This is a genomic window from Psychrobacter sp. Pi2-1 (assembly GCF_904846645.1).
Lineage (GTDB): Bacteria > Pseudomonadota > Gammaproteobacteria > Pseudomonadales > Moraxellaceae > Psychrobacter.
The window spans coordinates 70949-83899 of the sequence record NZ_CAJHBO010000003.1 but is presented as its reverse complement, the minus strand read 5'-3'; the positions used below and the strand labels follow the sequence as shown (position 1 = coordinate 83899).

The window sequence follows — 12951 nt, the reverse complement described above, 5'->3', positions numbered from 1 at the left end:
TTTACCTTTTAAGAAACATAAAGCCAACTTTGCTTCTCGTAACTATTTCCAATTTGCTTCCTTTTAATATTGTTTCTTTCTCTAGTGCTTGACGAAGCACCTGCATTATAGGTAGCGCGATTTGGCTTGGCATACGTACTATATTGCTGACCACTGTATTCCTTAACGTCCACTTGTTCTGATAACCATTTAATCGTAGTGCTTTATCTGCTTTTTTAGCTTGTACCAATGCCCTTGCTAAATACTCATTATCTATACGGGTGAGAATGCTCCAATGACTCTGTCTGATTTTATTAGCAAGTATTTTTTTAACGTCATCCGCTTGATAGTCTTCTACTAGGTTCATGACTTCTGAATGAATAATAAATAGGTCTAATAGCTTTTTATCTGTTGAACCCGTAATCGACGTGCCTCGCTGTCTATACAGATAAAAATCAATAGGCAACTGATATCTAACCTTAGTAGATAAGCCAAGATGCCAATGGAAAGGCCAATCCTCGTAATACAAACCCACTGGAAAACTTAGAGAAGCCTTTTGTACGACACTGGATTTAATAAATTTAAGCCATGCAAAATGCGGTAGGCTGAAATACGAATCGTCTATCTTGGTTGCCTCAAATACTAAGTTAGCAGCTGAATACGGTAGTTCATTCTCTGCCGCTCCCTCTTTAAACGGTGCAAAACCATATGTCACTACTTCTGCATTCGTAGTGAGAGCACAATCTACACAAGCTGCCACTAAGCGAGTATCTACAATGTCATCGGAATCCACGAACATCATATAATCGCCTACTGCAGATTTAATACCAGTATTGCGAGCAGCAGAAAGACCACTGTTTTCATTATGTTGAATGACTCTTATACGCTTATCTGTGAGATGTAAGGCAAGCGCTTGTTTTGAATTATCAGTAGAGCAATCTTCAACGACAATGATTTCAATATTCTTATAGGTTTGCTGCTTGATAGATTCTAAACACGCGTCGACATATAACGCGACGTTGTATACTGGCACGATAATGCTCACCAATGGCTCTGCTAGGCTAGTCATATAATAACCACCGATTTTTCCAACTCATGGTATTCATTGATATGAACGGGTGACTCATTCATGGTGCCATGAGACAGGGATATCAGTTTGTCGATATGTTTTGAAATCTCAGCAACCTCATCTAATTCTAAAAACACAAGTCTTGGATGATTACGTAACCAGTCTAACTGCGTTTGTCTTATCTTATGATTGGAGTTCGGCAATACCAAGCAAGGTGTACCCGATAGTAAACATAAAATCATGCCATGTAGGCGGTCAGTCACGACCAATTTTGCAGCACGAAACTGGCTAAGCTTGTCGGTCAGTAATTTTTTGCAATGCACTTCGCCCAATTGAGAACCGCCAGCATGGGTATCTGTCTTTTCAATATGATAGCCAGTATCTGCTAAGGCTTTGTCTATCATTGCATACTGCTCACCTGATAGCGCAGCTTCTTTGTCATCTCGTAAGCATCGCAGAATAGTTGAAGACTCTACGTCATTTGTCGTCCCAAGTACTGCTGCGTTTGCACTCATAACGATATCTGGCACAAGACCAACATGGACATTGCTATACTCGGTAAAAAGCTTGATGAGTTTGGCCGCTGTCATCGACTCTCTAGCGAAAATGTGTATATCTGGATGCTTGGCGTAGACGTTTACGATACGATGCAATGCTTGCTTAGACTTAGCAGAATCACTCCAATCCAAGGTCTGGGGAAAACACACAACGCGATTCGTAGGAAATGTATTGATAACTAATTGGCGCAGCTCTTCAATATCAGGATACGAGCTACCCATATTGCCTCCCCCAATAATAGTGACAATATCTCTCTGTTTTATCTGTTGTTTAATCGAATTAAGCACCAATCTGGTTTGACTAATAGGAACACTGACAACTTCATAATCGGTCATCACATGTTGCAAGTATTGCTTTTGAGCGTAAGAGATAGCGATATCACCAATATTGCCGTAGTCAGCCGCCAGAAAAATGAAGCATCGATTACTACTAGGTAAAGGGAAATCGCGCGCGCCCATATAAGTAACTAAGTGTTTTTTCAGTTTAATTGGTATGAGCTTTTTTATGGCGGTAGTATTCATTTTTGACACTCCCTTATTTATTTCTCATTAACATCTTTTTTACCCACATGCGACGCTTTGACCCAAAAGGAAATAACTTACTCAATTTTGGAGATGACTTACGTTTGAGTACTTTTTCAATGTACGGAAGCCACTCAACACCTTTGCCCGTTTCAATCATTTCTTGACGAATTAGAGACCAGTCTATGCGTACAGCGTCACTTTTCAGAACCATGAACTTGAAAAGTGACGAATCTATCGGAGCGTCAAAACAAGCAGGATTATCAACACCTGCAAGTACGAGGTTTAATCGAGTTCGTACACATTTTTCACAGTGACCGCAGTTTCTATCATGCTTATTACCAGCCCAGCAAACACGTAGGTTTCGTATGCCTATAGACCAATTTGAAAGAATGTTTAACTTCTCAGACCGGCTAAACCCTGCACCATCATGAAGAAGTCTAAAATTACCACCGCTCAATAATGGATCTGTTATGGGATGTGAACCCCATGGCGTAAGTAATACCTCATAAGAATCGCCACTACCGATGAGCCCAATTCCTGCATATCGTTTCAATCCACATAGAACGGAAGCAATGGCAGCCGCGTGATATTCTTCCCAATCGATAGACCACAATGCTCGAACATTCGTCTTAACTGGCAGTAGATCAACGTTAATATCAGAAAGTACTTTGGTTGCTATCTCCACAGCACTATCAAAACCTTCTGTATCATCTAAAGGTATATCAAAGCCATGCACAAAAACCCCTGCCTTAATATCTCGCGTGGCATATCCTGCTCTGCCTGTCGCATGACGATAAGCGGTAAATTGAGCATCAACGCCACCAGAAAATGCAGCAATCGCACCCTCTACTTGTACGTCGCGCGCTCTAATACGATCAACTTGTATATCAATCGCAAAATAACGCTCTGGTAACCATTTATTCCAAACATACTGCAGCTCTGTCAGATTGGCTAATAGCTCGTGGGACACACTGCCATGAACCCGAATAGCCGCGCCTAGCTGCATCGCAGGCAACAATGTGGCTAACAAGTAAGAGTCGCAATCATCGTCTTCTGGCATTGGTAGATTGATAGGATATGCAAACCACAACTCTTGCTCAGTGACACTTTCACCCATGGTTGTTTGTTTCAGCAAACAAGAACGAGTCTGTCCATTTTCGTCACTTTTTAAAGCCTGGGGAAACAAATCAATATTAAACATGTCTTTTTACCTTCGCTTTAGACCAAGACAGCTGCAAAAAAGCCAATGTCATCACATACCAACGTCGTGAAAAATATGAAATCAAGATACGAATACCGCGTGCTGGATGCCGTTGATGGTAATGTGGCAAACAGTTCTGATAAACGAAAGACTGGCGTATTTTTATCAACTCTGCATGGCGTTTTCTCATCTGAATATGAGCCAAATTATTGAGTAAATATGGCAGCATATGCTCGATATAACTACGGGCAAAATCTGATAGCAGTACTTGCCTCTCAGTAGCACTGATAGACCAGTCATGTATCCTGACTCTGGCGTTGTAGTCTGCTTCAATAGACTCTAGTAGCCCTGGCTTATATTGCAAACTCGTCATCGAAGTGGCATTTTCATAGTAGTTATATGGACAGTCGGGTACGACAGATAAATGGTTCGCTTTCCCCAAGCACTCAATATTAAAAATACTGTCTTCACCAAGTTTTATGTCACAATTAAACCGCAAATCCGCTATCAGTCTTTTGCTATAAACCTTGGTAGTTACATACCAATATATATTTCTATTCTCTGTCACTCTCAGCTGTAGCATTTTAATGTCTTGCCGTGAATATTCTGCTGTAATGTTACGGCGCTCGGTAACAGAGCCATCTAACATGATGCGCTTATGACCAAACGCCAACAGCTCAATATCTCGATCAACCGTTTGTGCAATGACAAAGTCAAAATACCAATCGTCGATAGTGTCGTCCGCATCTATAAAAACGATGTAGTCGCCGATAGCGATATCAAGCCCAGTATTACGCGCATCTGCCACGCCCCCATTTTTTTGATATTGCACCGTAATCCATGCCCTATCACTTTCCCACTTGTGCAATAACCTAGCAGTTTCATCATCAGAACCATCGTCAATAACGATCAATTCAATCTCATGGCTTTTTTTCGCAACGTCAATACTACTAATACAACGATCAATAGTGGCAGCGGCATTAAATGCGGCGATAATAACTGAAATCATAGTGAGCCTCTTGAGTTGAGACTTCTAATGCATATCCTTTGTGCCATCCAACGCAGTCAACATATTTACCTACTGCGGCACTTTATGAATATGAACAAGACGCCGAAAAGCGACATAAATGATAGATAAACTAAGCAAGACCCCAACGAATGAGAACAGGGCAATGGCTACCATATCTGACTCAAAAACGTAAAAACCCATATACAGCGCTGCAGCACGAAATATCACTGCAAAAATCTCTCTAATCAAAAGAAAACGCTGCAAACTTAATGCTGGCAATGCCGCAGTGCTCGCACCTGATACCAAGCTGGTCAAAAGCCAAATAGAAAGCCACTGCGAATAACTACCTGCTAATGCCCACTCTGCGCCAAATACTAAAGAAAAAAGATAATCGCCAAAAACGAACACCGTACCGAATGGTACAATACCAACCACCAATAGAATTACCGTCACTTTTAATAAAAACTGATAAGCCTCTGGTGACTTTGCTGTGATCGCACGCGTAATCTTAGGATAAAAAACCTCTCCAACAGCTTGGCCTAACAACATCGCTGGTGCACCGAGCACAAGAACAGCCAACGAATACTGCCCAGCAGAAGAAGCACTAAATAGTGATGCTAACAAGATGGTTGGTAGCCCTACTGAAGCAGCATTGAGCATACTTTGCGGCATGCGGTATATGGCAAAGTCACGCTGCGATATAGCAGCATTACGAATACCAACCGTGCCAAACCAGTCTCGGATATTTAATACACCAATCCTAGGTACCCGAAGCATCTGCATCATAAAATTCGTAAGCTGTCCTGCTATCGTTAACAAAATAAGTAACATACCAGAGGGGGCCAATACACCACCTATCAACTTACTGGTATCTGTCACAAGCTTGCTCTCCACATAAGCACGAGCCTTGGCTTTAAACAAACCTACTCTGATAGCAGACTGATCAGCAACAGATAGAAACGCGCCGGCCAATAGCGTCAACGGTATGAGATACAACATGTATGGTGCACTTTCCATACCCGTCCATCGTGCCAAATAAACATTGCCGAAATAGACAGCGATAAACGCTATAGCTGCTATAAACAAACTGAGCAATACAGACAATCTGATAATGGCAGCGGCATCCTCGTCACTATTAGGCATCACAATGGCATTGGCATAACCCATGGTCGCAATCGGAGTAATAATACTGATGACTGCGGCAAATGCGGCAGCGATACCAAAATCTTCAGGACTATATAATCTGGTGAGAAACGGCATAAAGACCATAGCGATTGCCTGACCAGCAGCAATACCGCCTCCAACCATGGCCACATCCCGTACAAAGTGACTGGTTTTCAATCGACTGATTACGCTTTGTATCGATAAAAACACTTCAGAGGCCATTACTCATCATCCAATTTTATGTTTCATATAACTTATAAAGAACCAGTAATCTTGTGATTATCTACCTACTGTATTAACCAACCTCATCCATCAACGATGATGTCAGTTTTTCGACCTCGATCCTGACATCATCGCCTTCTCGGTAGCCTTCAACGAAGGTCCTAAACTGTGCTTTCAACCATTCAGTATCGTGCTGCTTTGATCTTTCAATAAACTCAAACAAGATAGCTTCGATATCTTCCAATGGAAAACTATGCTCCATTGCTTGCATAATGAGTGGATGAAACGTGGTCTCTATGTTGTCGGCACCAATGATTAACTCTTCATAGAGCTTTTCACCTGGCCGCAATCCAGTAAACACAATTTCGATATCACCATTAGGATTGCTCGCATCTTTTAGCTCGCACCCTGTCAGACGAATCATACGTTTGGCAAGATCCACAATTTTGACGGGCGCTCCCATATCAAGTACAAATACTTCACCACCGAACGCCATAGCCCCTGCTTGGATAACCAAACTGGCTGCTTCCGGTATGGTCATAAAGTAGCGTGTGATGTCTGGATGGGTGATGGTAATCGGACCACCCTGCTCAATTTGTCTGGTAAAAAGTGGTACCACAGAGCCTGATGAACCTAAGACATTACCGAAACGCACCATACTAAAACACGTGTGACTGTTGCTTTGGCTCAATCCTTGGCAGACGAGTTCAGCCAAGCGTTTAGAGGCTCCCATCACGTTGGTCGGTCGCACTGCTTTGTCAGTAGAGATCAGTACAAACGTATCAACATGAGCCTTTATCGCAGCACAAGCACAATGATAGGTACCTTTAGTATTGTTTATTGTGCCTTCAAATGGATTGGACTCGACAATCGGTACATGTTTATATGCAGCAGCGTGATAAATCGTTTTTATATGGTATTTTTCGAATATATTGATTAATTTTTTTTCGTTAGCCACGCTTCCAATGATGCTAACAATCTCGATATTGTGATACTCAATATTACTAATGACATTGCTAGTGACGTTACTAGAGACAAGGCTTCTAAGTTCCTGATCGATTGTGTACAAAGCGTATTCAGACTGCTCGTATAACACCAAGCATGCAGGTTTGTTTTTCATGATTTGTCTACACAGCTCACTACCAATAGAACCACCTGCCCCTGTCACGAGTACGTTTTTACCCGTAATGTTTTTTTGGAGAAGCTCAGCAACTGGCTCTACAGTTTCTCTTTCAAGCACATCTAGTATATCGACCGGACGTATATGGCTGACTGTTACGATCTCATCAGCAAGCTCTCGTAAGCTCGGTAAATCTTTTAATTTGACAGAAACACCTGACAGGCTATCCATAATCTGTTTTTTACGACCACGGCTCATAGAAGGCATTGCCAAAATCACTTGCGCAACATTTAATTTTTCTATTAACCAAGGTAACGCATGAGCGGCATATATTTTTTTACCATGTAGATAAGCCCCTATTAGCTGCGGATCATCATCGAGATATGCCACTACATTGTATTTATGAGAATGTCTCAAACTCTCTAATAGCTCTCTACCAGCCGATCCTGCACCATAAATAATCACGTTATCACAGCAACTATCTAGGCGATCTTGATTGTCTGGTTTCTGTAGTCGATTCAACAACCCACGAATCATTAGCCGACTGTTCCACAACCAAATAAAGAATAAGAACAAAAATATAATTGGCGCTGAGCGCGGCATCATTGATACTGGGTTCACATAAATGATGAACTGATAAACGATAATAAGTAATAAAAACAACTGTAGTACTCGACCCATCGCCGCATCGAAAAACCCTCTAGAGGCGCCTCTATAAAAGCCAATCAGATACAAGCTGACGACAGGTATCAATGCATAAAAAGCTAATACCGTAAGGCCAATTTGATCATCGACATAACCCTGACGCAGTGCCAATGCCGCTATCAAGCAAAGGATAGCAACTGAAAAATCGATGCCAAATAAGATAGAGCATTTCGCAAAGCGTGGTAAGGCTAATAAAAACAGCGTCATACGCTTCGACCATCGATTGAGATCACTTGGCGTTCGATAAGCATTGTTAGACTCTGTTTTTATAAACATAAGATCCACCTACTTAAGTTATGTCGCTCGTTTGCTATGGACAGTAGCTGACTATGAATTGTGTCCATAAGCATAATGGTAGTGATAGCTATACCGATTCAAAATACTTTGCTGTATGTCATTTAAGATGATGCCATCGACTTGTACGTTTGCTTTACTCATCTGTTTAATGGCATAGACCAGCTGACCTTCTACTGAATGATCAAATTTGGTGACGATCAGTACTTTGTCTGCGTGCTGTGCCAGCACCATGGCATCTGATGCAGCCAATATAGGCGGCGCATCGATAACGATATAGTCGTACTTCGTTTTGAGCGCTGCCATCAAATGATCGAACCTCTCTCCTATCAATAACGAAGTCGGGTTATGCGATGGTCGTCCCCGCGATATAAGGTCGATATGCTCCATACCAGTAGGTTGAATAAAGCTCTCAAGGTTTAACTTAGCCACGTCAGTATCTAATCGAGGCTCATCGGCTGATAGAGAGCTATCTTTATCTTGCAGTAAATAGTCTGTGAGACCACTGTCTGGATTCATACCAAACATTTTGTGCAGCTCCCCTAAACGCATATCTCCATCGATAATCAGTACTTTCTTATCAAGCTGTGCAAATACTTCGGATAAATTGGCCGTAATAAAAGACTTACCGACACCTGGGCTTTCTCCAGTGATTAATATGGTCTGAGCGGATTTCTCATCTATTGTCTTCGTCGTCTTACCGAATAAAAGGTTTGTTCGTAAATTTTTAATTGCTTCATAGCTCAAGCCGTTGTGATCAACATGAGCAAGCATCCGACCAGTATTTTTTTTGTTCCTACCTAGCTTATATATCGAGGTCGAACGTGGAATCGTTGCAATAACAGGAATTCCCGTTTTAGACTCTAGATGTTCTGGGTCTTTTACGACATTTCTAATCAAGTTTCTGATTAGAACCAGCATTACCCCAAGTACAGTACCTACGAGTAGCGCTAGCAGCATAATTTGGAATTTGTTTGGTGCAATGGCATCGAAGGTACTGGTCGGTCTATCTAGAATACGGGCATAACCAACCTGACCAGCTCTAACGATTTTTAGTTGTTCATAATTTTTGAGCAGCGTGAGGTAAATCTCTCTATTAATGGCTGTATCTTCTGATAATTTTAAGAACTCTCGCTGTATTTCAGGCAGTCCTGCCACGGTGCTACCTATCGCTCCTATTCGACTGTTGAGGACTTTTAGTTGCTCATTAATCTGGATAACGAGTGGGTGTTCATTGGTATAGTAAGTCGTTAAATCTGCTCGCTTTAATTTGAGATCATTGAGCTGCTCATCGATTCGAGACTTTTCATTTAGTAACAGCTCAGCTTCTTTACCTACATCGATGGTGCCGTGCTTTTTACGAAATTCATTGAACTGAGCTTCAGAGGCGTCTAATTTTTCTTTTAACGCTGGAATCTGCGTTTCCATGAAAGCCAATGTTTTGGTCGTTTCTTCCGTACCACGAGATTGGTTTTGATCGATATATGACTGGACTATCTGATCAAGTGTGGTCGTGATTTGCTGTTGGTTTGTGCCTGTCATCGACAGCTGAATAATGTTGGTTTTATCGCCTTTTTCTTCCACAGACAAGGCGCTATTCATTGCATCTGTCGTGGTCTTTAAGGTCTGCTGAGTGATGCCAATAGGGTAACCGTCTGCAGGTAGCTCAGTCACCGTAATGTTAATCTCACCGTTTACCCCATTGAACTGATGCGGCTGACCTAACTGTCCTTTAAAATCATCTAGTCCATTGCTCAGGACAAACCCTGTGTCAGACTGTGATAGCGTAAAAGATTGGTTTAAATACGCTGGTGACACATCGAACTGATTGATTTGTACGGAACCGTTTTTTGTGCTCAGAGACACACCATCATTCGTGTTCAACTGAGTGTTAATGCGGTCGTTTGTTATTTTATCGAGATAGCCAATATTAGGATCGGTCAGTTTGATGTCTAGATGTAGCATATCGACGACTGGCTCTAGTATCATCCGAGACCGTATGAGCTCGGCTTCTGCCTCAGCCTTGCTCACTTCTTCTCCGACCAACTCTGAGATATTCGCCCCAAGCGCATCGACTCCTTGGGAATTTTCTTCAATTTGGATTAGCGCATCAGACTTGAAGGTTGGATTAATATAGCGTGTATAAAAAAATCCTATTAAGAGTCCGATTGCTGCCATGAGCGCTATGACTTTCCAGCCACGCAACAAAACCAAAACCAGCGCCGTTAAGTCGATGTTGTCATTGTCGTTGTCACCCTTAGGTGTCGATAGGTCTTTTGAATCTATATTATTCATAACCATATACCCATTATTCAATGTTAATCGCTTAATAGCTTTCGCTTAGCTTCAAGACCCTAATTGCCCTTTACTGCAGTTAGATTGCCCCCTGCCTCATCGCACCTTATAAAATCTATCACTCTACTTCCTATTCTTATTTCAATTAATCTCAGTATTGAAATTCGAAGCACATCCAGTATTTTCACTAGCTATCATTTATAACCCTGATATCACGTTGATGGCAGAGGTTGATGGTAGTATCGCGCTAATCACACGATTCCAGCGAGCCAAGCCTGTTGGATCAACATAAAGAATGTCATTGGCTTGCATGTCAAAGCGACTGGCTAATGCTAAGCTTGTAATGCTCTGCATATCGACATAATAAATATTGGTGTACTGGTACTGAGGGTTGTCGCGCACGATATATACTTTGGCTGCATTAGCCGTATTGGAATTTAGTCCATTTGACTCACCCAATACATGCGCTAAGCTCAGCCCTTGTTCTGGAATCGCCACTGGCTCAATTTTGCCAAACTCACCCAACACGTAGACTTTATTGCGGCTTTGGCTATTGACGTGAATAGAATCACCATCCCGCAGATAGATTTGATTGGCAGACAGCCCCATTCTTTGTAGTGACTGCACTCCTAAGTGGTAGCTGTTGCCCTGACGATTTAGCACAATGTTGTTTGAATCGCCAGTCTCAGTAGTACCACCTGCCATAGATATAGCGCCATATACCGATACCGGCACATCAGCAATAGCAAACTCACCAGACTGCTTCACCGCACCATCTACGAAAAACTTGCTGCCACGGTAATTGATGATTTTGACTTGAGGATCTGAGTATTTGAGATAACGCTGTAGTTTGCTTTGCAACGTAGCGGTGAACTGCGGCACGCTCAGTCCACTGGCTTGAACTCTACCTATCAATGGAAACTGTATATACCCTTGTTGATCTACCGTTAAGCTAGCAGTTGACGCATTAATATCCGGATAATTGGTAAGGATGATATTCAGCACATCCCCTTTCGCAATGCCGTAATTGACTCGTCCAGAGGTTTTGATCAAATGAGAGAGGTCTTGCGTAACAGTAGGCGGCGCTGTACGCGGTAAATTTGCCAGACTTAAAGGCTGAATATGAAATTGAAGGCCGTTTTCTGCGGTAAAGGTGCCAGATTCAGGAAGATTTCCTGACTGAAGTCCTGAGTTGATCGTACAGCCACTAAACAACCCCATTAGAAATAAGCAAAATATGCTCATTACCAAGCAGCGTTTGTGTACAAAAATGAAATATTTATTAACCATAACAGTTACTCATATTTATATTTGTGAATCAAAACAGAAAACCTTACTACAGTATTTATATTCGTAAAAAAGAATATATTTAATAAATATACACCTAAACTATATTCAGTGCAATACATATAATCTGTCATAAAATAATTAACTGACTATTTTGCAATTTCTCATCAAACCCTTTGCTTACGGTTAATTGCGAAAATTTATATCGACTTTCAGGTTACTGATCGATAAAAAAACGGAAGTAAAAACAGCTTCTTAATAAATGGAGTTTTTATTTTTAATTTGAAAAACTTCAATTTAACGAAGGCTTGTTTCGATTACATTTATGATTGGAACTATCCTTTTAATGCCGAAATAGTGTAAGTGTTTGTATCTATGTAATCATTCATACTATCAGTCGGTAAGAGTCTTCAAGTCTATATTTCGTATATGACTAATAAACTTTTATTGATTAGCACCATGTTTGTTTAGGCATTAATAACCAGTAAAGTATTGGTTTACGTGCTAAATTTGTTAAAATAGCGTAGAATAGTCAATCCAATTTTTTTTACATTGAGAAATGTAAACCCACCGACTCAAGGATATTATGATGAAAGACGAAAAATTACAGAAAGCACTCGCCCGCATGGGACTTGGTTCACGCCGCCAAATGGAAGAAGTCATCAAATCTGGCCGCGTAACGGTTAATAACGGTCCTGCGACCATCGGTGATCGCGTCTCGCAAGGTGATGAGATTCGCGTTGATGGCCGTCAAATAAAATACACTTCTGAAAATGAGAAGCGTCGCCGTGTTATCGCTTACTACAAGCCTGAAGGCGAAGTTTGCTCTGCTAAAGATCCAGAAGGCCGCCCAACTGTCTTTGAACGTTTGCCAAAGCTGACGCATGACCGCTGGGTAATGGTTGGACGTTTGGACATTAACTCAACTGGCCTATTGTTATTTACTAACGATGGCGAAATGGCGCATCGCTTGATGCATCCATCTGGTGAAGTCACTCGTGAATATGCGGTACGTGTATTGGGTGAAGTAACGCCTGATATCGCTCGTGCATTGACCGCTGGCGTCATGCTAGAAGATGGCCTTGCAAAATTTGAAGACATCAAAGAAGGCGGCGGCGAAGGCGTCAACAAGTGGTATCACGTCCAGCTAAAAGAAGGCCGTAACCGCGAAGTACGTCGCTTATTTGAATCACAAGGTCTAAAAGTTAGTCGTCTACTACGTACACGCTATGGCACGATTGTTCTACCAAAAGAGCTACGTACTGGCCGTTTCTTAGAGCTTGATAAAAAAGAAATCAACACGTTGACGGATTTGGTCAGCTTGCGTCCACGTTATGGCACGGGTCTACATGGCGCAGCCAAAGAAAAGCAAGAACGTATCAGAAACAAGCCGCTTAAAGCGCGTCGCACTGACACCCGTAGCGATAACCGCAACAGCAGCGCGAAACCTAAAAGTAGTGCTAGCCCTGCCAGCCGTGGTACACGTAACACCCGTGATCGCAATGATAAGCGCTAGTTGATTTG

Annotated in this window: 9 protein-coding genes; 1 reads left to right on the top strand and 8 read right to left on the bottom strand. The window is 41.9% G+C overall.

Annotated elements, in window-relative coordinates:
- Position 1: 1 nt before the first annotated feature.
- From JMX91_RS03275 to JMX91_RS03240, 8 genes are all read right to left on the bottom strand, one after another.
- The gene (locus JMX91_RS03275; RefSeq protein WP_201547650.1) at positions 2-1048 is read right to left on the bottom strand and encodes a glycosyltransferase family 2 protein; all 1047 of its coding nucleotides are present in this window, start codon (positions 1046-1048) and stop codon (positions 2-4) included.
- On the bottom strand, positions 1045-2127 hold the full coding sequence (locus JMX91_RS03270; RefSeq protein WP_201547649.1) for a polysaccharide pyruvyl transferase family protein: 1083 nt from the start codon (positions 2125-2127) through the stop codon (positions 1045-1047). The genes JMX91_RS03275 and JMX91_RS03270 overlap by 4 nt, the downstream gene beginning before the upstream one ends.
- 13 nt (positions 2128-2140) lie before the next feature.
- The gene (locus JMX91_RS03265; protein WP_201547648.1) at positions 2141-3265 is read right to left on the bottom strand and encodes a hypothetical protein; all 1125 of its coding nucleotides are present in this window, start codon (positions 3263-3265) and stop codon (positions 2141-2143) included.
- A gap of 58 nt (positions 3266-3323) precedes the next feature.
- Complete coding sequence (locus tag JMX91_RS03260) at positions 3324-4340, bottom strand: glycosyltransferase family 2 protein (protein WP_201547647.1); 1017 nt, start codon at positions 4338-4340, stop codon at positions 3324-3326.
- A gap of 69 nt (positions 4341-4409) precedes the next feature.
- Complete coding sequence (locus tag JMX91_RS03255) at positions 4410-5726, bottom strand: oligosaccharide flippase family protein (RefSeq protein WP_201547646.1); 1317 nt, start codon at positions 5724-5726, stop codon at positions 4410-4412.
- A gap of 73 nt (positions 5727-5799) precedes the next feature.
- Positions 5800-7827, bottom strand: coding sequence for a polysaccharide biosynthesis protein (locus JMX91_RS03250; RefSeq protein ID WP_201547645.1), 2028 nt, complete (start codon positions 7825-7827; stop codon positions 5800-5802).
- 51 nt (positions 7828-7878) lie between these two features.
- Positions 7879-10140, bottom strand: coding sequence for a polysaccharide biosynthesis tyrosine autokinase (locus tag JMX91_RS03245; protein ID WP_227679248.1), 2262 nt, complete (start codon positions 10138-10140; stop codon positions 7879-7881).
- A gap of 198 nt (positions 10141-10338) precedes the next feature.
- Positions 10339-11385 (bottom strand): polysaccharide biosynthesis/export family protein, encoded by a 1047-nt coding sequence (locus JMX91_RS03240; protein ID WP_227679247.1) that lies wholly within the window; start codon positions 11383-11385, stop codon positions 10339-10341.
- Positions 11386-12016: 631 nt separating this feature from the next.
- Here JMX91_RS03240 and rluB point away from each other — a divergent pair.
- On the top strand, positions 12017-12943 hold the full coding sequence (rluB, locus tag JMX91_RS03235) for a 23S rRNA pseudouridine(2605) synthase RluB (protein WP_101206234.1): 927 nt from the start codon (positions 12017-12019) through the stop codon (positions 12941-12943).
- Positions 12944-12951: the final 8 nt, after the last annotated feature.

Bases quoted from the DNA above. Each gene is read 5' to 3' on its own strand.
- JMX91_RS03275 (WP_201547650.1), bottom strand. From the start codon at position 1,048: ATGACTAGCCTAGCAGAGCCATTGGTGAGCATTATCGTGCCAGTATAC.
- JMX91_RS03245 (WP_227679248.1), bottom strand. From the start codon at position 10,140: ATGAATAATATAGATTCAAAAGACCTATCGACACCTAAGGGTGACAAC.
- JMX91_RS03250 (WP_201547645.1), bottom strand. From the start codon at position 7,827: ATGTTTATAAAAACAGAGTCTAACAATGCTTATCGAACGCCAAGTGAT.
- JMX91_RS03260 (WP_201547647.1), bottom strand. From the start codon at position 4,340: ATGATTTCAGTTATTATCGCCGCATTTAATGCCGCTGCCACTATTGAT.
- JMX91_RS03270 (WP_201547649.1), bottom strand. From the start codon at position 2,127: ATGAATACTACCGCCATAAAAAAGCTCATACCAATTAAACTGAAAAAA.
- JMX91_RS03240 (WP_227679247.1), bottom strand. From the start codon at position 11,385: ATGAGCATATTTTGCTTATTTCTAATGGGGTTGTTTAGTGGCTGTACG.
- JMX91_RS03255 (WP_201547646.1), bottom strand. From the start codon at position 5,726: ATGGCCTCTGAAGTGTTTTTATCGATACAAAGCGTAATCAGTCGATTG.
- rluB (WP_101206234.1), top strand. From the start codon at position 12,017: ATGAAAGACGAAAAATTACAGAAAGCACTCGCCCGCATGGGACTTGGT.